Origin of the sequence: Alteromonas sp. CyTr2 (assembly GCF_947311905.1) — a bacterium.
Classification (GTDB): Bacteria; Pseudomonadota; Gammaproteobacteria; order Enterobacterales; family Alteromonadaceae; genus Alteromonas; species Alteromonas macleodii.
This window is the reverse complement of record NZ_CAMZMZ010000028.1, coordinates 36,185-55,819: the sequence shown is the minus strand read 5'-3', so window position 1 is coordinate 55,819 and position 19,635 is coordinate 36,185. Positions and strand designations below refer to the sequence as shown.

19 protein-coding genes are annotated in these 19,635 nt (G+C 45.2%); 14 read left to right on the top strand and 5 right to left on the bottom strand.

Going from position 1 to position 19,635, the window contains the following annotated elements:
• Positions 1–123: 123 nt before the first annotated feature.
• Positions 124–2,745 carry a phosphoenolpyruvate carboxylase gene (gene ppc / locus QME20_RS14400; protein WP_168533962.1) on the bottom strand — a complete coding sequence of 874 codons (2,622 nt, stop codon included), beginning with the start codon at positions 2,743–2,745 and terminating at the stop codon, positions 124–126.
• 233 nt (positions 2,746–2,978) lie between these two features.
• On the opposite strand from ppc, the gene QME20_RS14395 reads away from it, so the two are divergent.
• The 10 genes from QME20_RS14395 (at position 2,979) to nqrM (ending at position 12,804) form a co-directional block, all read left to right on the top strand.
• Positions 2,979–3,599 (top strand): FKBP-type peptidyl-prolyl cis-trans isomerase, encoded by a 621-nt coding sequence (locus QME20_RS14395; protein ID WP_239220028.1) that lies wholly within the window; start codon positions 2,979–2,981, stop codon positions 3,597–3,599.
• 299 nt (positions 3,600–3,898) lie between these two features.
• Positions 3,899–5,077, top strand: coding sequence for an enoyl-ACP reductase FabV (fabV, locus tag QME20_RS14390; RefSeq protein WP_239220026.1), 1,179 nt, complete (start codon positions 3,899–3,901; stop codon positions 5,075–5,077).
• Positions 5,078–5,589: 512 nt separating this feature from the next.
• Positions 5,590–6,930, top strand: coding sequence for a Na(+)-translocating NADH-quinone reductase subunit A (locus QME20_RS14385; RefSeq protein ID WP_239220024.1), 1,341 nt, complete (start codon positions 5,590–5,592; stop codon positions 6,928–6,930).
• A 3-nt stretch (positions 6,931–6,933) separates the two neighbouring features.
• Positions 6,934–8,136: an NADH:ubiquinone reductase (Na(+)-transporting) subunit B gene (locus QME20_RS14380; protein WP_014950797.1), complete on the top strand. Its 1,203-nt coding sequence runs from the start codon at positions 6,934–6,936 to the stop codon at positions 8,134–8,136.
• A complete protein-coding gene (locus tag QME20_RS14375; protein WP_014950796.1) occupies positions 8,126–8,890 on the top strand; it encodes a Na(+)-translocating NADH-quinone reductase subunit C in 765 nt (254 codons plus the stop codon). The genes QME20_RS14380 and QME20_RS14375 overlap by 11 nt, the downstream gene beginning before the upstream one ends.
• A 10-nt stretch (positions 8,891–8,900) precedes the next feature.
• The gene (locus QME20_RS14370; protein ID WP_014950795.1) at positions 8,901–9,533 is read left to right on the top strand and encodes an NADH:ubiquinone reductase (Na(+)-transporting) subunit D; all 633 of its coding nucleotides are present in this window, start codon (positions 8,901–8,903) and stop codon (positions 9,531–9,533) included.
• A 3-nt stretch (positions 9,534–9,536) separates the two neighbouring features.
• The gene (nqrE, locus tag QME20_RS14365; RefSeq protein WP_014950794.1) at positions 9,537–10,145 is read left to right on the top strand and encodes an NADH:ubiquinone reductase (Na(+)-transporting) subunit E; all 609 of its coding nucleotides are present in this window, start codon (positions 9,537–9,539) and stop codon (positions 10,143–10,145) included.
• A gap of 20 nt (positions 10,146–10,165) precedes the next feature.
• Complete coding sequence (nqrF, locus tag QME20_RS14360) at positions 10,166–11,398, top strand: NADH:ubiquinone reductase (Na(+)-transporting) subunit F (RefSeq protein WP_014950793.1); 1,233 nt, start codon at positions 10,166–10,168, stop codon at positions 11,396–11,398.
• Between the two features lie 137 nt (positions 11,399–11,535).
• Positions 11,536–12,561, top strand: a complete 1,026-nt coding sequence (locus QME20_RS14355) for an FAD:protein FMN transferase (protein WP_014950792.1) — start codon at positions 11,536–11,538, stop codon at positions 12,559–12,561.
• Between the two features lie 9 nt (positions 12,562–12,570).
• Entirely contained in the window at positions 12,571–12,804 is a 234-nt protein-coding gene (nqrM, locus tag QME20_RS14350; protein ID WP_014950791.1) for a (Na+)-NQR maturation NqrM, read from the top strand.
• Between the two features lie 105 nt (positions 12,805–12,909).
• Here nqrM and QME20_RS14345 read toward each other — a convergent pair whose 3' ends face one another.
• Both QME20_RS14345 and QME20_RS14340 read right to left on the bottom strand, forming a co-directional pair.
• Positions 12,910–13,209, bottom strand: a complete 300-nt coding sequence (locus QME20_RS14345; protein WP_014977463.1) for a type II toxin-antitoxin system RelE/ParE family toxin — start codon at positions 13,207–13,209, stop codon at positions 12,910–12,912.
• Positions 13,209–13,451 (bottom strand): type II toxin-antitoxin system ParD family antitoxin, encoded by a 243-nt coding sequence (locus QME20_RS14340; RefSeq protein ID WP_044583775.1) that lies wholly within the window; start codon positions 13,449–13,451, stop codon positions 13,209–13,211. The genes QME20_RS14345 and QME20_RS14340 overlap by 1 nt, the downstream gene beginning before the upstream one ends.
• Positions 13,452–13,703: 252 nt before the next feature.
• Here QME20_RS14340 and dinB point away from each other — a divergent pair, with 252 nt between their 5' ends.
• From dinB to QME20_RS14325, 3 genes are all read left to right on the top strand, one after another.
• Complete coding sequence (dinB, locus tag QME20_RS14335; RefSeq protein WP_014950790.1) at positions 13,704–14,777, top strand: DNA polymerase IV; 1,074 nt, start codon at positions 13,704–13,706, stop codon at positions 14,775–14,777.
• A 219-nt stretch (positions 14,778–14,996) separates the two neighbouring features.
• Positions 14,997–15,245 (top strand): DUF1653 domain-containing protein, encoded by a 249-nt coding sequence (locus QME20_RS14330; protein WP_168534390.1) that lies wholly within the window; start codon positions 14,997–14,999, stop codon positions 15,243–15,245.
• A 63-nt stretch (positions 15,246–15,308) separates the two neighbouring features.
• Entirely contained in the window at positions 15,309–16,199 is an 891-nt protein-coding gene (locus QME20_RS14325) for an MBL fold metallo-hydrolase (protein ID WP_281716123.1), read from the top strand.
• A gap of 178 nt (positions 16,200–16,377) precedes the next feature.
• Here QME20_RS14325 and QME20_RS14320 read toward each other — a convergent pair whose 3' ends face one another.
• Together QME20_RS14320 and QME20_RS14315 are read right to left on the bottom strand one after the other, a co-directional pair.
• On the bottom strand, positions 16,378–17,385 hold the full coding sequence (locus tag QME20_RS14320) for a LacI family DNA-binding transcriptional regulator (protein WP_014950787.1): 1,008 nt from the start codon (positions 17,383–17,385) through the stop codon (positions 16,378–16,380).
• A gap of 68 nt (positions 17,386–17,453) precedes the next feature.
• Complete coding sequence (locus tag QME20_RS14315; RefSeq protein ID WP_039216382.1) at positions 17,454–17,972, bottom strand: gluconokinase; 519 nt, start codon at positions 17,970–17,972, stop codon at positions 17,454–17,456.
• Positions 17,973–18,232: 260 nt separating this feature from the next.
• Between QME20_RS14315 and QME20_RS14310 the strand changes: the two genes are divergently transcribed.
• Complete coding sequence (locus tag QME20_RS14310) at positions 18,233–19,573, top strand: gluconate:H+ symporter (protein ID WP_014980360.1); 1,341 nt, start codon at positions 18,233–18,235, stop codon at positions 19,571–19,573.
• Positions 19,574–19,635: the final 62 nt, after the last annotated feature.

Sequence of the window (19,635 nt, the reverse complement as noted above, 5' to 3'; positions counted from 1 at the left end):
GGTTCAAATTGCAAACCATCCTTGAAGGATATGAGCTAGCCATGTCTCTTGATATCGACTTGTGATCAAGAGACAGGCTCAATGAGCAGGCTTTTCATTATAACGTTACGCGTTCATTGGGCTCTAGCCTGTATTACGCATACCAATTGCAATACCCGCGATGGTAACCATCATGGCACGCTCTAGGCTGGTGTTTTGTGCATCGTCACCGGCTTTACGAATACGATCCAGAAGCTCAATTTGCAGGTAGTGGAGGGGCTGAAGATATCCTGCACGGATCTCCATAGACTCTTTACCCTGCGGGTCGTTCTTCATGATGTCGCCGTCACCGGTTATAGCCAGTAGCGACGAGATGCTTTCTTTAAGCTCGGCACGCAGAGCTTCACCAAAGTGTTTAAGCTCTTTGGGTACTAAGCGCTCATCATAAGCTTCACTGATACGCGGATCGGCTTTATGGAACACCATGTCTAGCATTGAAAGACGTGAACGATAGAACGGCCATTCGCTGAACATTTCGTTAACCACTTTTTCGTTTTCCGGGGTCTTCACGCTATCAATAGCACGCATAACGCCTAGCCAGCTTGGTAGCACCAAACGGGTTTGTGCCCAAGCAAATATCCATGGAATAGCGCGTAGGCTCTCAATACCGCCTTGTGGCTTACGCTTCGCTGGGCGACTACCTAGTGGGAGTTTGCCTAACTCTTGCTCTGGCGTTGCAACACGGAAGTAAGGTACGAACTCTTTATCGTGACGCACGGTTGCACGATAGTTGTCACGACCTTGGGCTGCCATTGCAGTTATAAGCTCTCGCCATTCTTCTTTTGGTGCCGGAGGCGGGAATAACATGGCTTCAATTATGGCGCTGGCGTAAATACCTAGGCTGCGTTTAGCCAGCTTAGGCATACCGAATTTATAGCGAATAGTTTCGCCTTGCTCAGTTACACGGAAGCCGCCGTCTAGCGAGCCAGGAGGCTGAGAGTAAATGGCAGCATGTGCTGGCAAGCCACCACGACCAATTGTACCGCCACGGCCGTGGAATAGCGTCAGGCTTACGTCAAACTCATCAGCAATCGCAACCAAGGCTTCTTGTGATTGGTATTGAGCCCAGCCCGCAGCAAGTGCACCTGCGTCTTTGGCTGAATCTGAATAACCAATCATAACGAATTGACGACCTTTAACGTAACCGCGATACCAGTCGATAGACAGAAGTTTGCGCATTACGTCAGGCGAGTTGTTCAAATCGTCTAGCGTCTCGAACAATGGCGCCACTGGCATTGGCCAATCTACACCACTTTCTTGAAGTAGCAGCTGAACGGCCATAACGTCCGATGGCTCACTGGCCATAGAGATAATATAGATACCAAAACCGTGTTTGCTGTGCTTCGCAATTACCTTACAGGTATCAAGCACTTCTTTCACGTCATCAGACGCATCCCATTGAGCAGGGAATAGCGGGCGTTTTGAGCCAAGCTCGCGCAATAAGAACGCTTGCTTGTCGGCTTCGCTCCACTGAGCATAATCACCAAGACCTAGGTAGCGTGTTAGTTCGCTGAAAACGTCTGCATGACGTTCAGAGTCCTGACGCACGTCAAGGCGCAGAAGGTGAATGCCAAATACACGAGCACGACGAATAGTGTCTAGCAGCAGACCGTTTGCTACAACTTGCATTCCGCAGTCTAACAGTGACTGGTAGCAAAGCATCAGTGGTTCAATTAGCTCATCATCACTTTCAACCCAGTTTGAAGTATCTGGGTTTTTACCTGCTAAGTAGTCGCTAATGCCATCGCGGGTTGCGATGAACTTGTCCACAAGTGGACGAAGAAGGGCGCGGTATGGCTCGTTGGCGTCGCCGACTTTTTCGCGTAACGCGTCGTTGCAGTCGTACATTGAAAGCTCAACTTGCAAGCGATCAAGATCAATCGCGAAAAGCTTGGCCGCACGTTTTCTAGCAAGTAATAATACTTGCTCAGTCACTTTTGACGTTACAAATGGGTTGCCGTCTCTGTCGCCGCCCATCCAAGAGCTAAACTGAACGGGAGACGCATCTAGTGGCAGTGATACTTCATAATCTTCGTTTAGGCGACCATCAAGCTCGCGCATAAAGTCTGGCACTGCTTCCCATAATGAGTTTTCAATAACAGAGAAGCCCCAGCGTGCCTCATCAACCGGTGTTGGACGTACTGAACGAATTTCTTCAGTGTGCCAAGCCTGTGCAATAAGGTCAGCAATACGGGTTTCAATTTTCTTACGCTCAACATCATTAAGCGACTCTTGGTGAATAGCCTGAAGGCAGTTCGCCAATTCTTTATGTTTGTGAATAAGTGTACGGCGCGTAACCTCAGTTGGGTGCGCGGTCAGTACAAGATCGATGTTCAGTTTTGCAACCGCATCCTGCACTTTTTCAGCTGTTAATTCAGCTTTATCTAGGTGTTTAAATAGTGCATCAATAGACGCATCAACATTCATTGCCGCATTGTATTCTTGCTCAGCAATGTTGCCCAAATTCAAGAATTGTGCGAATGCACGGCCAACAGTAAGCAAATCGCTGTCAGACATTGTTTTGAAAGTTTCTTTCAGTTCTTCGCTACATGTAGCGTCTCCCTGATAAGAAGCTCGGCCGCCTTTACGAATCTTTTCAATACGGTCTAGCCACTCTTGACCCAATTGATTTTTGATTGTTTCACCTAAGGTTTTACCTAGGTATCGAACGGTATCTTTCAGTTCAGCATCGTAGTGTGTTTGCATGCTATCCTCCTAAATATATGGCCTTAACCATACTGTGTCCTTTGCGACTTGTCTAACCACTTTCGGTTATAATTTACAACATTTTGATACTTTTGCACCCTAGTTAACATTGCTCAAAGCAAGATATTTTGTGGTGTGATACACTCTTGCACCGGAAAATGCAGAAACATTCTCGCGTTATGCGTTTTGTTTGAAATTTGTACTGCATTTGTAATTTAATTTCAGGAGTTCTTGTGACTGATACATTCAATACAGTAGAAACCCAAGCAAGTTACGGCATTGGTTTTCAAATGGGTCAACAATTACAATCAAATCCGTTTGACGGACTAGCGATTGACGCTGTTGTAGCTGGCCTAAAAGACGCCTTCGCAGGTCAAGCGCCTCAGGTTGATAACGACACACTACGTGATGCGTTCGGCGAAATTCACAAGCGTATGCAAGCGGCTAAAGAAGAAGCAAGCAAAGCGGTTATTGAAGAAGGCACAAAGTACCTTGAAGAAAATGCGAAGCGTGACGAAGTAACCGTTACTGAATCTGGTCTTCAGTATGAAGTTATTGCTGAAGGTGACGGTGAAACACCAGTTGCGGCTAGCACTGTACGTGTTCACTACCACGGTACACTTATTAACGGTACCACTTTTGACAGCTCTTACGAGCGCGGCCAGCCAGCTGAATTCCCAGTAGGCGGCGTTATTAAAGGTTGGACTGAAGCACTTCAACTTATGAAAGTAGGTGCTAAGTACCGTTTATACGTGCCACATGAGCTTGCTTACGGTGAGCAAGGTGCGGGTGCAGCTATTGCACCATACAGCACGCTTATCTTTGACGTAGAGCTTCTAGACGTTCTAGGTTAATGTGTTGTTCACAGGTGTGCAGTTCTGTACACCTGTGTTCCATTTTTTCTTATTCATAGTTCATAACGTTTTAAAAACTAGCCCGCACTTCGTTGAATTTAGCGATATGGCCTAATGTTTCTTTTTCCTATCTCTTTTCTTCTCTGTCTTTTCTCGTAAATACAAAGCAAAGCTAAATTTGGCACGTTGTTTCATTGGTGTCGCCTTGCGTTTGCGATATGCTAGGTTTCATCTGCTCCGAGTTGTTATCAGTGGCTTCGGCATTACAATAGCCCCACGCTCAAATAAGGAAAATTATTATGGTTATCAAGCCTAAAGTGAGAGGCTTCATTTGTACAAACGCGCACCCTGTTGGCTGTGCAACGGCGGTTGACGAACAAATTGCTTATGTAGAAGCAAAAGGCGACTTAGGCGAAGGCCCTAAAAATGTATTGATTATTGGTAGCTCTACGGGGTACGGCCTAGCATCACGCATTACTTCTGCGTTCGGCTATGGCGCTAAAACGCTGGGTGTGTGTTTTGAAAAAGCACCAACGGAACGTAAAACGGGTACTGCCGGTTGGTACAACACCGCTGCATTCCACGAAAAAGCCAAAGCAAAAGGCTTGTATGCAGAAACTATTAATGGCGATGCGTTTTCCGATGAAATCAAAAATGAAACCATCGAAAAAATCAAAGCTGAAATGGGCAAGGTTGATTTGGTCATTTATAGCCTTGCATCCCCGCGTAGAACCGACCCAGAAACAGGCGTAACGTATAAATCTACGCTTAAGCCTGTAGGGCAGGCGTACACTACGAAAACCTACGATACTGATAAAGACAAAGTGCATGAAGTATCGCTAGAGCCAGCCAACGACGAAGAAATCCTTAACACCATCAAAGTGATGGGCGGTGAAGATTGGGAACGTTGGATGGACTTTTTACGTGAAGCCGATGTGCTTGCTGAAGGCTGTAAAACCACCGCATATACCTATATCGGTAAAGAACTAACATGGCCTATTTATGGTCAAGCGACGATTGGTAAAGCGAAAGAAGACCTAGATCGCGCTGCCGCAGCCATTATTGGTAAAAACAGTGATTTGCTTGTGCAAGCCAATGTGAGCTCGTTGAAAGCACTGGTAACGCAGGCAAGCTCAGCCATTCCTGTAATGCCTCTGTATATTTCACTTATTTACAAAGTGATGAAAGAGGAAGGCACCCACGAAGGGTGCATTGAGCAGATTCATGGCTTGTTCACACAGTGCCTGTTCGGCAATACACCAACGTTAGATGAAGCAAATCGCTATCGCATGGATGGCAAAGAAACTAACGACGCAACACAGGCAAAAATTAAGGCGCTATGGGATCAAGTGACACAAGAGAACTTTCATGACTTAAGTGACTACAAAGGTTACAACCATGAGTTCTTAAAACTGTTCGGTTTTGACATTTCAAGTGTTGATTACGACAGTGAAGTTGACCCAATGGTTAATTGGTAAAACCTAAACTTACCATTAATTAACCTAATGCTTATATGCGCAAAAGCCGTCTGATTTGACGGCTTTTTTGTACCTGATTACAAGTTGATACGGCGTATGGATTCGCAAAATGTAAATGAATAAGACCAAAGGTTTACATTAAATTGTAGAAAAATTTGCCTTTATCTTGAAATAGCGTGGCACAAACGTATGGGTTAATGCTAAAATCCCGAAATTAAGTAGGGGTCTTTTCTGCCTCTACCAAAACAGCAGTAGCGATTGCAGCTACACAACAACAATAATAAGTGTAAATTTCTGCTGGTGGTCTATAAAGAAAGGGCGAATTAAGCGTCCGCAAAAGGAATTATGCGTTACGGCTTCATAACAGGCTGACCGTAGCAATTGCAGCAAGTTCCATCAATCAACAACGAAAAGGTGTTCTACACCTGTTAATAGTGCGCTTTTGCATGCTGACAGGCAGGTTTTCTGCGGTCATGCAAAAGGGTATTTCTATTAGAGTAGTGCGATTACATATGATAAAAATCAAGAAAGGTCTCGACCTCCCAATTGAGGGAGCGCCAAAGCAGGAGATTGCTGATGCATCTGCTGCAACGCGCGTTGCCATTCTGGGAGAAGAATATGTGGGTATGCGCCCTACCATGCACGTCCAAGTTGGCGATGTAGTGAAGAAAGGTCAGGTGCTTTTTGAAGACAAAAAGAACCCTGGCGTTAAATTCACTGCCCCAGCAGCGGGTGAAGTGGTAGAGGTTAACCGTGGTGCAAAACGTGTTCTTCAGTCTGTAGTTATCAAAGTGAACGGCAGCGATGCTGTAACTTTTGATAAAATTGCAGCTGACCAGATCGCGAGCGCTTCACGCGAGCAGCTTCAGTCAATCCTTGTAGAGTCAGGCATGTGGACAGCGTTCCGTACACGTCCATTTAGCAAATCTCCTAAGCTAGACTCTGTTCCAAGTTCAATTTTCGTTACAGCAATGGATACCAATCCACTAGCAGCAGATCCTGCAGTGATTATTGCTGAGCGCCAAGACGATTTCGTAAATGGTCTTAAAGCATTAACGCAATTGAGCGGTGGCAAGACTTACGTTTGTAAAGCGGCAGGTGCATCTGTTGCTACTGGCGATGCGGCAGTTGATGTTGAAGAATTTGGCGGTCCTCACCCTGCGGGCCTACCGGGTACTCACATCCACTTCCTTGATTCTGCTGGCATGAACAAAACGGTTTGGCACATCAACTACCAAGACGTTATGGCAATTGGTGCATTGCTGACCTCTGGCGAGCTAGATAACCGTCGTGTTATTTCACTTGCAGGTCCTGCAGCAACTAACCCACGCCTAGTGCGCACCGTAATGGGCGCAGACTTGACCGAGCTTACTGCTGACGAGCAAGTAGACGGTGAAGTACGTGTTATCTCTGGTTCTGTACTTAGCGGTACGACGGCGATGGGCGTTCACGGCTTCCTTGGTCGTTTCCACACCCAAGTTTCACTACTAAAAGAAGGTCGCGAGAAGAAATTGTTCGGTTGGATCCTACCTGGTTCAAACCAACACTCAGTGACTCGTGCTTACTTAGGTCACCTAAGTGGCAGCAAGAAATTTGATATGACAACAACTACCAATGGTTCTGAACGTTCTATGGTTCCAATTGGTAATTACGAACGCGTTATGCCCCTAGATATCATTCCTACGCTTCTGCTTAGGGACCTGATTTCTGGTGATACTGACGGTGCTCAGACGTTGGGTTGCTTAGAGTTGGACGAAGAAGATTTGGCATTGTGTACTTATGTATGCCCTGGCAAATACAACTACGCTCCTATCTTACGCGACTGTTTGACCACGATAGAGAAAGAGGGTTAAGTCATGGGTTTAAAAGCGTATTTAGAAAAGATCGAACCAAACTTCGAACCAGGTGGTAAGCATGAAAAGTGGTATGCGCTTTACGAAGCTGCGGCGACCATTTTCTACACCCCAGGTAAAGTAAATAAAGCTAACACGCACGTGCGTGACAGCATTGACCTTAAGCGCATCATGATCATGGTATGGATGGCAACATTCCCAGCTATGTTCTTTGGTATGTATAACATTGGTTTCCAAGCGCAAGAAGCAATTGCTGCTGGCGCAGGAACACTACCTGATACGTGGCAAGCAGGCCTATTCGCTGCCCTTGGCGGTGACTTGGCAAATGCGGGTACACTAGGTCTATTCTTCTATGGCGCATGTTTCTGGCTGCCAATCTACGCGGTAACGTTCGCGGTAGGTGGTTTCTGGGAAGTATTGTTCGCGTCTGTGCGCAAGCACGAAGTTAACGAAGGTTTCTTCGTTACATCGGTACTATTCGCACTAACACTTCCAGCTACTATTCCTCTATGGCAAGTTGCACTAGGTATTACCTTCGGAGTTGTAATTGCTAAAGAAGTATTCGGTGGTACAGGTCGTAACTTCCTTAACCCAGCATTGTCTGGTCGTGCATTCCTTTACTTTGCGTATCCTGCGCAAATTTCAGGTGACCAAGTATGGGTAGCGGCAGATGGTTATTCTGGTGCAACGTCTCTAAGCCAAGCGGCTTCAGGCAACCTTGATTACGCGAACATGGATCAGTGGATGAACAGCTTCATCGGTACTATCTCAGGTTCAGCGGGTGAGGTGTCTACCCTTGCTATTATTCTTGGTGGCTTGTTCATCATGTACATGCGTATAGCAAGCTGGCGCATTGTTGCTGGTGTAGCAATTGGTGTGGCGTTCTTCGCAACCTTGCTAAACCTAATCGGCAGCGATACGAACCCTATGTTTGCAATGCCTGCTCATTGGCACTTTGTTGTTGGTGGTCTTGCTTTTGGTATGTTCTTTATGGCGACAGACCCAGTTTCTGCGTCGTTCACAAACCAAGGTAAGTGGGCTTACGGTATCTTCATTGGTTTCATGACGGTACTAATCCGCGTCCTAAACCCAGCCTTCCCTGAAGGTGTAATGCTAGCAATTCTATTTGCTAACTTGTGGGCGCCACTGTTCGACTATTTCGTCGCACAAAGCAATATCAAGCGGAGGGTAGCACGTGTCGGCTAAGAAAGAATCTTTAGGCAAAACGGTAGGTATTGTTGTTGCCGTATGTTTAGTTTGTTCAATTGTTGTGTCTGGTGCGGCTGTTGGCCTTCGCTCTCTACAACAAACAAACGCAGCTCTAGATAAAAAGAGCAACATTCTTAATGCTGCAGGCCTTTATGAAATGGGCATGAGCAATAGCGCAATTGAAAGCACGTACAGCGAGCGAGTAGAACAGCGTTTTGTTAATCTTGACGAAGGTACTTTCGTAGAAGCGCCTAAGCCAGATTACGATATGTATAAAGCAGCCAAAGAAACTGAGTACAGCACAAAGGTAACTAACAGCAATGTTGGTTTCCAACGCCGCCCTAACGTGGCAAGTGTTTACTTAGTTCGCGACGACGCAGGTGATGTATCTCGTATCATCCTTCCTGTTCACGGCAGCGGCCTTTGGGATCTTATGTACGGTTTCTTAGCGGTAGACGCAGACGGCCAAACGGTTCGCGAGCTTATTTACTATCAGCAAAAAGAAACGCCAGGACTAGGTGGTGAAGTGCAAAACCCTGCTTGGCAGGACAAATGGGACGGCAAAGAGCTTTACGAAAATGGCGAAGTTGCTATTCGCGTAGTGAAAAATGCTAACCCTAGCAATCCTCACACTATCGATGCGCTTTCAGGTGCAACCCTAACCAGCAACGGTGTTGAAAACACTATTCGTTACTGGGTAGGCGAGCAAGGCTTCGGCCAGTTCCTGAAGAACCAAGCATGGCGTTCATAAGGGAAGTCTCATGGCAGATACTAAAGAAATGAAAAAGGCCCTCTTTGGGCCAATCCTGGACAATAACCCGATCGCCCTACAGGTATTGGGTATCTGTTCAGCACTGGCAATTACCACTAAGCTGGAAACAGCATTGGTAATGTCGCTTGCGCTTACAAGCGTTGTAGCGTTCTCAAACTTGTTTATTTCACTAATTCGTAACCAGATCCCATCTAGCGTTCGAATTATTATCCAGATGACCATCATTGCATCGTTGGTAATCGTTGTTGACCAAATTCTGAAAGCGTATTCGTATGAAATATCGAAGCAGCTGTCGGTATTCGTTGGTCTGATTATTACTAACTGTATCGTAATGGGTCGTGCTGAAGCTTACGCCATGAAGAGCCCACCTCTGATGAGCTTCCTTGATGGTATTGGTAACGGCTTGGGTTACTCTTTCATTCTAATTGTTATTGGTACAATTAAAGAGCTATTTGGTTTCGGTACTATTTTAGGTTTCGAAATCCTTCCACTGGTTCAAAACGGTGGCTGGTATCAGGGTAACGGTTTGTTAATCCTACCATTCAGCTCATTCTTCTTAATCGGCGGCATGATTTGGTTTATCCGTACTATCCGTCCAGAGCAAGTAGAGCCTAAGGAGTAAGTCATGGAACATTATTTGTCGTTATTTGTTCGCTCAATTTTCGTTGAGAACATGGCGTTATCACTTTTCTTAGGTATGTGTACATTCCTAGCGGTATCTAAGAAAGTTAAAACTGCTATGGGTCTTGGTGTTGCAGTTATCGTGGTACTAGGTATCTCTGTACCCGTTAACCAAGTTATTTATGTAAACATTCTTGCTCCAGGCGCACTAGCATGGGCAGGTTTCCCAGAAGCTGACCTAAGCTTCCTTAACTTCCTAACGTTTATCGGTGTTATCGCGGCGTTGGTACAGATTCTAGAGATGAGCTTAGACAAGTTCTTCCCTGCGCTTTACAACGCACTAGGTATCTTCCTTCCGCTAATTACCGTTAACTGTGCAATCTTCGGTGGTGTGGCGTTTGCGGTACAGCGTGAATACAACTTCACTGAAAGCATCGTTTACGGCGTTGGTAGTGGTATGGGCTGGGCACTAGCAATTGTATTGCTAGCGGCAGTACGTGAAAAGCTGAAGTATGCTGATATGCCTGATGGTGTTCGTGGTCTTGGTTCTGTATTCATGATCGCTGGCCTAATGGCACTTGGCTTCCAGTCATTCACTGGTATTCAGCTGTAATAGAGCTCGGGAGCATATAAATGAATAACGTAGAAATATTTCTTGGCGTCGGCATGTTTATTGCCATCGTATTGGCGCTAGTATTTATCATTATGTTTGCCAAGTCTAAATTGGTACCAAGTGGTGATGTAACTATCACTATCAATGGTGATCCAGACAAGGCAATCAAAACTGCACCGGGTGGCAAGCTACTTGGTGCATTAGCTGACGCAGGTTACTTCGTATCGTCTGCTTGTGGTGGCGGTGGCTCATGTGGCCAGTGTCGTGTAGATGTACACTCAGGTGGTGGTGAGATCCTTCCAACTGAACTAGACCACATCACTAAAGGTGAAGCGCGCGAAGGCTGCCGTCTTTCATGTCAGGTTGCTATCAAGCAGGACATGGAAATTGAGCTGGAAGAGTCGGTATTTGGTGTTAAGAAGTGGGATTGTGAAGTTATCTCTAACGATAACAAAGCAACCTTTATCAAAGAACTTAAGCTTAAAATTCCTAACGGTGAAAGTGTACCTTTCCGTGCAGGTGGTTATATTCAGATTGAAGCGCCAGCGCACCACGTTAAGTACAAAGAGTTCGATATTCCTGAAGAATACCGCGGTGACTGGGAGCGTTTTGGCTTCTTCGACATCGAGTCTAAAGTAGACGAAGAGACTATTCGTGCTTACTCAATGGCGAACTACCCAGAAGAAGAAGGCATTATTATGTTGAACGTGCGTATCGCTACGCCGCCACCTAATAACTTAAGCCTACCTGCGGGTAAAATGTCATCGTACATTTGGAGCCTGAAAGAAGGTGACAAAGCGACTATCTCTGGTCCATTCGGTGAATTCTTCGCGAAAGAAACTGAAAACGAAATGGTATTCGTAGGTGGTGGTGCAGGTATGGCCCCAATGCGTTCTCACATCTTCGATCAGCTTCGTCGCCTTAAGTCTAAGCGTAAGATGAGCTTCTGGTACGGTGCACGTTCACTTCGTGAAATGTTCTATACAGAAGACTTCGACGAGCTAGCAGCAGAAAACGACAACTTTGAGTGGCATGTAGCACTTTCTGATCCTCAGCCAGAGGACAACTGGGAAGGTTACACTGGGTTTATCCACCAAGTACTTCTTGAGAACTACTTGAAAGATCACCCTGCACCAGAAGACTGTGAGTTCTACATGTGTGGACCACCTATGATGAACGCGGCCGTAATCAACATGCTTAAAGATTTAGGTGTTGAGGACGAAAACATCATGCTAGATGACTTCGGTGGCTAGGCGTTTAATTTAAGAGCTACTCGCTTAAAAGTTATTAAGCATATTAAAAGGGGCGTAAGCCCCTTTTTCGTTGAAGCAAAACGCAGAATGCACATAATAGCGATTGAATAATGTGCATATTAGCTAAGGACAACATCGTGATTCGATTTGCTATTCGAATTTTCCTCGCCTTTGTTGCGGTAGGTATTCTACTTCTCGCAAGCTGTAGCGACGAAAAAACGCCTGTAGTACACCTGCAAGGGCAGACAATGGGCACAACCTACAACGTTAAGTACCTTGTAGCGGAGACACCGGTAGAAGGCTTACAAGCTGAAATAGATGCCCGTCTTGTTGAGGTTAACAAGATGATGTCTACTTACGATCCAACGTCAGAACTATCAAGGTTCAATCAATATCGCTACACCGACAATTTTGCCGTATCACCAGATACGCTAACCGTAGTTAACGAGGCATTACGCTTGGCTAACCTTAGTGGCGGAGTACTTGATGTTACCGTTGGCCCATTGGTTAATTTATGGGGGTTTGGACCAACTAAGCGCCCTGAAAAAGTACCAAGCCAGACAGACATTGACGATATTCGCGAATATGTGGGTTATAAGAAGCTGTCAACCACGCCTACAGGCTTAAAGAAAAGTCACCCAATGCTTTATGTTGACCTGTCGACTATTGCAAAAGGCTTTGGCGTTGATGAAGTGGCGGAGATCCTTGAAAACCACAACATTGAAAACTACCTTGTAGAAATAGGTGGTGAAATGCGTGTGAAAGGTGAACGAGGCGACGGCAGTGAGTGGCTGATTGCCATTGAAAAGCCAGTTACCACTGAACGTGCTGTTCAAAAAGTTGTCTCAATAGGAGAAAACGCGGTTGCTACATCAGGTGACTATCGCAACTATTACGAAGAAGACGGCGTTCGTTATTCGCATCTAATCGACCCCACAACGGGCAAACCTATCTCACATAACCTGGTTTCGGTTACGGTAATTCATCCTTCTTCAATGACGTCTGATGGTTTGGCTACGGCGTTTAATGTAATGGGATGGGAACAAGCGATAGCGGTTGCTGAGCAAGAACAACTCGCTGTATTCCTCATTCGTCGCACAGAAGACGGATTTGAAGAGTATGCATCGCCAGAATTTGATAAACTGGTCACAGTTCATAATTAGGGGGTAGCAATGTCTACATTCATTCTTGCTTTTGGTTTCTTTCTAACAATGGTACTGGCTATGGCCGTAGGTTACCTTTTTCAGAAAAAATCAATCTCTGGAAGCTGTGGTGGCTTAGGTGCACTAGGTATTGAAAAAGCCTGTGACTGTCCAGAACCGTGTGACCGTAAAAAGTCGCGCATGGAAAAAGAAGAAGCCCGCCAGAAAAAACTAAACGAGTGGAAGCAGAACCAAATTTTGTAATGCTTAACCCATCGTTGGTTTAAGGTTTAAAAGCGCTGTTTGATACTAATCGACAGCGCTTTTTTGTTCTGTGAGTATATCTATCTAGCTCGTTAACGTTGAGTTCTATTGAAGTTGCCGAACGATATCCATTGATTGATGAAGAACCCTAATTATTCTGATACCGTATTTGAACTTTCTAAAAACGATCATATGTTTATTCACATAGCTAGAAAAACACCCCCATTTAATATCATTTCTCGGTATAGCTAACGCCGAGTTGGCATCGTTTGCAAGCTCGATAAATCTTGACTCAAGGTCATCTAAATAATTATTGCGTTGCTCCTTGCCCCAGTACTCTTCGGTATAAACACCGATCTCATATAGATCATTGGCAGCAGCTTTTGAAACGCGGAATTTAGTCACTATCTACTATCTAGCCGTTTCTTAAGAGAGTCCATTGAAAAATTAATGTCGTCTTCACTTTGTTCTCCTTCTTCAATCAAGAGCCTCAGCGCATTTAACTTTGACGATGCGTCTTGTTCTTGAAGCAGTCTCAATGCAGCGCGAATTACCTCGCTTTGATTGTTATAATTGCCTGAACTTACCATCGCTTCGATAAATTCGCTCATACTTCTACTTGGTTGAAATGTAATTGTTCTAGCCATATGACAAACCCTGTAAGTAAATTACTTACAATATAGCCGGATCGTCTCACACTCGCAATTACGCCTAAGTAAAAGTAAGTGTTATTAATGGGCTTATTTGTATTAATTCCTGTTCAACATTGCCTTGAATCATGCGTGTGAGGCATCAATCTTATCAAGAATCGACAACGACATAGTGTAATTAAACGCTATTGATAATATACTGTCTTTTTGTACAGTTTCGTGTGAGCACGTTAAGATCAAAGGCAGGTAATGCGAAAAATTATCCACGTCGACATGGATTGTTTTTACGCCGCAGTTGAAATGCGCGACAACCCAGCCTTGCGCGATATTCCCATTGCGATAGGCGGCAGTGCCGACCGTCGAGGGGTTATTTCTACCTGTAACTATCCCGCCCGAAAATTTGGTGTGCGCTCAGCTATGGCTACAGCGTATGCTTTAAAGCTATGCCCAAACTTGACCCTCGTAAAAGGGCGCATGGATGTGTACGCTGCCGAGTCGCAAAAAATACGTAAGATATTTGCTGATTATACCGACCTCATTGAGCCTTTATCATTAGATGAAGCCTACCTAGACGTGACTAACAGTGAATTTTGCGGTGGCAGCGCCACGTTAATTGCTGAAGAAATACGTGAACGCATTAAAAATGAACTTGGGCTTACAGCTTCAGCAGGTGTTGCGCCTTGTAAGTTTGTGGCAAAAGTGGCGAGCGATGAAAATAAGCCCGATGGAATTTGTGTTATTACTCCTGATAAGCTCGATGAGTTTGTACGCGAAATGCCACTAAAGAAAATACCGGGCGTAGGCAAAGTCACCATGCAAAAGCTTCAGCGTATGGGGCTTAATACCTGCGACGATGTTCGCCAATACCCTTTTGAGCGCATTCAAAAAGAGCTGGGTAAATTTGGCAGTGTGCTGTGGGAGCGAGCTCACGGTATTGATGAGCGTGAACTATCGGTATCTCGTGAGCGAAAGTCTATCGGCGTAGAGCGCACGCTAAGCGAAGACATTCACACCTTCGAGCAATGTATAGACTTTTTGCCACATTTATTTGAAAAGCTTCAAGAGCGAATGGAAAATCACAAGAAGCGAACGGGTAAGCCTGTACGTATTCGCACGCAGGGCGTTAAGCTTAAGTTTAACGACTTCCAACTAACCACGGTAGAACACCGCTGTGCCACGCTTGATGAAGCGTATTTTCGCACGTTAATGCAGGAAGCCTTTGAACGAGCAACAGGGCGGGGTATTCGTCTTGTTGGCGTTCACATAGGCCTTGCTGCCGACCAATCAACACAGCAATTGGTGTTGCCTTTTGAACCGATTTAGCCAATAAGCTCAGTACTTTTTAAGTACTAACATGCAGTAGCCTCAATCTAACCACTTGTTATACTTAACGCACTGATACTCTGCGATAGACTGACGCTTTTGTATTACCCGATAAAAGGCCAATCCCACAGAGTTTAGTTTCTAAGACCATTTAATCTTTGGCAAATGAAAGCGATTGGCTAACCCTTACTATTTTTTTCCACTTAAATGAAGGACGTTATGGACTCGAAAGAACTTAAAACCCCAGGTCGCTACAAACATTACAAAGGTAATTTATACGATGTATACGAAGTGGCGACGCATTCAGAAGATGAAAGTAAGCTAGTGGTATACCGCCCATGCTACGGCGAAAAAGCGCTTTGGGTTCGTCCACTAGATATGTTTGTTGAGTTGGTTGAAAAAGACGGAGAAACACTCCCCCGTTTTGCCTATGTTGGCAATATTCCAGATGATGAAAAAATGATCTAATTGTGAAATTAGGTCATAGTGTAAGAGGTCTTTAATAAACAGGCTTCTTACAAGGAAATAATAATGAAAACTGCACCTCGTTTTAGCGCACACATTTTGGCTGCGTTTATTGCTGCGAGCCCTTTGGTTTATTCAACGATTAATCCCGCAAATGCACAAGATAGATTTGCCGATGTCGAAGTTAAAGCGACAGCGATAAAAGGCTCAGTGCACATGCTTACAGGTGCAGGTGGAAATATCGGCGTATCTGCTGGGGAAGACGGTGTTTTGATCATCGACGATCAATTTGCGCCGCTTGCAGAAAAGATAGCGGCCCAGCTTGGTGAGCTCGGGAGTGACAAGCCAAAGTATGTGATAAACACGCACTATCACGGCGATCACACAGGCTCTAATGCGTTTTTCCACAGCCATAAAGGCGCGACCATTCTGGCGCACGAAAATGTGCGTGTTCGCCTAGCTAACGATGAAAAGATAAAACCGGAAGCGCTGCCAACTATCACCTATGAAGACGGCATAAAAATTTACTTCAATGGTGAAACCCTTCACGTGATGCACTTAGCGGTAGGCCACACCGACGGCGATAGCGTAGTGTGGTTCGAGCAACCCAACGTTATGCACACCGGCGACTTGTTCTTTAATGGTCGCTTTCCCTACATCGACCAAGGTGCTGGCGGTAATGTGGAAGGCTATATGGATTCAGTAAAACAGCTGCTTGCTAAAATAGACGATGAAACCGTTATTATTCCTGGCCACGGTGACATCAGTAATAAGCAAGAATACAGCGCATTTTTAGCTATGATCTTTGAAACGTTCAGCTACGTTAAGGCACTTAAGCAAAACGGCAAAACCCTCGATGAAGTTAAAGCGATGGGCTTAGACGATAAGTGGGCCGACTGGAGCTGGAATTTCATCAATGAAGAGAAGTGGATAACTACACTCTATACTGATGCCTAAATAGTATTGGTTACACTTTAATATCGAGCGAGTGTGCAGGGGAGTTTTCTTTACGACCCTGCAATTTCGTTAAAATGACTCTATCACTGGATTTTTGAGCACAAACTTCAAAGGCAATAGGTTAGGAAGCGCAGGTTTTCGAGCACCAAGTCTAGGGGCTAAAGCTGCCAAACGTCTACTAAGCGGTTTCTCGTATTTTAAGCTCAAAGGGTAGAACTTGGCTCGCTTGTTCAACGTCTTCGCCCTCTATTAGCGATATCAATGATTCAGCTGCCATTTCTGCCATCTTACGGCGCGGGACTGATACGGTTGTTAGGGCAGGGTAAATTGAGCGCGCAAAACTCAAGTCGTTGAAACCGCAGATATCGATATCCTTACCAGGCTTGATACCTCGTCTATTACATTCCATCACCGCGCCAGCAGCAAGCTCGTCACTCACAAAAAATAGCGCATCAGTGTCCGGCCATTTATGCAGTGTTTCTGAAAGAAGCTCAGCACCAGCTTGAAATGTGGCGTCGGCTCTAGAGGAAACATATCGCTCGGCGGACAACTCAGCATTGTCCAGTGCGGTTGCCCAGCCCTGCTTTCTCAATATTGCACGCCAATCTAAATACAATGAGCAAAAAGCAATGTTGCGACGCCCTTTGTCGATAAGATGCTGGGTCATAGACTGGGCTGCTAATTCGTTATTTACCCCGTAGTTAATATCAAAAGGCTCACTAGAAATATCCATAATTTCGGCTACAGGCGTCCCTGTGGCTAGCAGCATTTTTCTCGTTTCTTCAGTGTGGCGCGTAGAAGTAAGAATGAATCCACTCACGTTCTGTTGAATGTAAGATTCGACAGTACGCTCCTCGCCAAGCTCGGTATAGGTCGAGTCGCCAATCATCAACGCATAATTGGCTTTGTCGGCAACGGCCTTCACGCCTAACATCACATCGTTAAAAACGTTGTTTCCAAAAGACGGAAGCAATAACGCGATAGTTCTATTATTGTCTGAGCATAATGACTGGGCGGCGCGGTTCGGAATATAGTTTAGCTCTCGCGCTGCATTTTTGATCTTAAGGGCGAGTGATTTAGAAATGCCACTAGAATTATTAAGCGCACGAGATACGGTAGTTTTGTGAACCCCCAAATGATTGGCTACGTCTGATATTTTTGTGCGTGACTTTTTTACCTTACTCATTCTTCGATCTTTTTATATGCTGCTAGGTCCGCTAATCCGCGCGGAAGTGAGTGTTAATGTCGTGATGTTTAATTCGATATCAAAGGGCGTATAAAGTCTTCCGCCTGCTGAGAAACACACTCGAAAGTTTGTGTAACATCAATAATGAATGCGTTGTCTTTAGAAGGCAGCTCTAAGGCTGCAAACTGGCTTTCGAGCATAGCATCACCGTTAAAAAAATGCTCCCGTTGTTTTAATCGCGCACTAAGCACAGACTGTGACGCATGAAGGTAAATAAAGTGGCAGTGAGGCGCGATATCTTTGGTTAGCACGTCACGATAGGCTGAGCGCAGCGCTGAACAGCTTATAACCACGTTCCGGCCGGCGTGAATGTGTTGCTTGGCAATCATGTTTAACGTAATTAACCACTCCCATCTGTCTGCATCCTGCAGTGGTATACCTGAAGACATTTTCTCTACGTTTGCCTCGCTATGGTAACGATCTCCTTCTTCGAAAGGCATGTCAAAACGTTGGGCTAAATGCTGGCTCAATGTCGATTTTCCCGTTCCTGAAACTCCCGAAACGAAAAATACATGGCAATGGGTCATAAGCTTATCTCTCACATTAAAGTTCAGGAGTACATCAAAAGCGAGTTATTTGGTCTCTATTCTACTCATAAATATTAGTTTGGAAACCGGTTGCGTTCAAGGGGTGATTATAATAGTGTTACCAGATAGCTATCTTGTATTAATAAATATTTAACATTGACTGGGTTTTTCAACTTAGCTTGTAAAGGTAGCGGGTGATTTCCGTATTATGGCTTCGTCAACATGAAGACAATGTCACTAACAGGTACCAGAGAGCACGTATGACCGATACTTTTTCCCTTCTTTTTGTCGCCATTTGTAGCATTGTGCTTCTCACATATTTAGTTGTAGTTAGAAAAGTTCATGCTTTTATCGCTATTCTTGTGGCAGCAGCGTTTGTTGGCCTGGGTACGGGAATGCAAGCGGCCGACGTACTGGCTTCCATGCAGTCAGGCATGGGCAACACGCTGGGATTTGTAGCGACCATTGTTGGCCTTGGTGCTATGTTCGGGCAATTCTTAGAAGAATCCGGCGGCATTGATAGGCTTTCGCAAACTATCAACAATAAATTTGGTGATAAGAATAGTCAGTGGGCGGTTGTGTTAACGGGGTTTCTTGTTGCTATACCTGTCTTCTTTGAAGTGGGGCTTATCATATTAATGCCTCTTATTTATTCGTTAGCAAAGAAATCAGGAAAGTCGCTTATTTATTACGGAATCCCGCTCACAGCAGGACTCGCTGTCACTCACGCTTTTATTCCTCCAACACCAGGACCTGTAGCGGTAGCTTCAATTTTAGGGGCGGATATCGGCTTAGTCATTTTGTTCGGCTTTATCGTTGGTATTCCTTGCGCCTGTTTAGCCGGCCCAATTTACGCAACATTTTTAGCGAAACGCCTGCACGTACCTGTCCCAAACCATATCATTGAAGCTTCACATAAAAAGCCAAAGGAACTCCCCAGCTTTGGTTCAGTTGCGGCGCTACTGACATTTCCGCTAGTGGCTATTCTGGTGGGTACGTTGGCAAAGTTCACGCTTTCCGAAGGTGTCTTGAAGGAGGCGTTGCTATTTATTGGGCATCCCTTTATCGCCCTGACCATTGCAACCATTGCTTGTTTTAAAGTGCTAGGGAAGAAGCAAGGCTTATCAAGCGAACAAATTAGAAACATTGCATCAAGAGGGTTAGAACCGGTTGCCCTAGTCATACTGGTGACAGGCGCGGGTGGCATGTTTAAACAAGTGCTCATCGATTCTGGGGCGGGGCAGGCCTTCGCCGATGTTGTCGCATTATCGCCGCTCCCACCATTGGCAGCCGGGTTTCTTATCGCAATTTCAGTCAGAATTATTCAAGGCTCGGCAACGGTTGCCATGTTAACAGCTGCTGGTTTAATGGGCCCTGTAGTGCAGGAACTGGCGTTTTCACCATCAGTACTCGCCCTGATGACAATTGCTATAGCGGCAGGCGCTACGGCCATGTCTCATGTGAACGATACGGGGTTTTGGATCGTAAACCGTTATTTTGATATTTCTGTGAAAGACACGTTTGTGTCTTGGACGTGTATGGCCACCCTAATAGGTTTTATTGGGCTTTTTCTCGTACTAATGCTTGGTTTGTTTGTCTAATGTCCCAAGGGGCTCAGACCAACTTAAATTGTTTTTGTGGAAACCGGTTTCAAGCTTTGGCG

Excerpts from the sequence above, each read along its gene's own strand:
- ppc (WP_168533962.1), bottom strand. The coding sequence starts at position 2,745 with ATGCAAACACACTACGATGCTGAACTGAAAGATACCGTTCGATACCTA.
- fabV (WP_239220026.1), top strand. The coding sequence starts at position 3,899 with ATGGTTATCAAGCCTAAAGTGAGAGGCTTCATTTGTACAAACGCGCAC.
- QME20_RS14385 (WP_239220024.1), top strand. The coding sequence starts at position 5,590 with ATGATAAAAATCAAGAAAGGTCTCGACCTCCCAATTGAGGGAGCGCCA.
- QME20_RS14380 (WP_014950797.1), top strand. The coding sequence starts at position 6,934 with ATGGGTTTAAAAGCGTATTTAGAAAAGATCGAACCAAACTTCGAACCA.
- QME20_RS14370 (WP_014950795.1), top strand. The coding sequence starts at position 8,901 with ATGGCAGATACTAAAGAAATGAAAAAGGCCCTCTTTGGGCCAATCCTG.
- nqrE (WP_014950794.1), top strand. The coding sequence starts at position 9,537 with ATGGAACATTATTTGTCGTTATTTGTTCGCTCAATTTTCGTTGAGAAC.
- nqrF (WP_014950793.1), top strand. The coding sequence starts at position 10,166 with ATGAATAACGTAGAAATATTTCTTGGCGTCGGCATGTTTATTGCCATC.
- nqrM (WP_014950791.1), top strand. The coding sequence starts at position 12,571 with ATGTCTACATTCATTCTTGCTTTTGGTTTCTTTCTAACAATGGTACTG.
- QME20_RS14340 (WP_044583775.1), bottom strand. The coding sequence starts at position 13,451 with ATGGCTAGAACAATTACATTTCAACCAAGTAGAAGTATGAGCGAATTT.
- dinB (WP_014950790.1), top strand. The coding sequence starts at position 13,704 with ATGCGAAAAATTATCCACGTCGACATGGATTGTTTTTACGCCGCAGTT.
- QME20_RS14330 (WP_168534390.1), top strand. The coding sequence starts at position 14,997 with ATGGACTCGAAAGAACTTAAAACCCCAGGTCGCTACAAACATTACAAA.
- QME20_RS14325 (WP_281716123.1), top strand. The coding sequence starts at position 15,309 with ATGAAAACTGCACCTCGTTTTAGCGCACACATTTTGGCTGCGTTTATT.
- QME20_RS14320 (WP_014950787.1), bottom strand. The coding sequence starts at position 17,385 with ATGAGTAAGGTAAAAAAGTCACGCACAAAAATATCAGACGTAGCCAAT.
- QME20_RS14315 (WP_039216382.1), bottom strand. The coding sequence starts at position 17,972 with ATGACCCATTGCCATGTATTTTTCGTTTCGGGAGTTTCAGGAACGGGA.
- QME20_RS14310 (WP_014980360.1), top strand. The coding sequence starts at position 18,233 with ATGACCGATACTTTTTCCCTTCTTTTTGTCGCCATTTGTAGCATTGTG.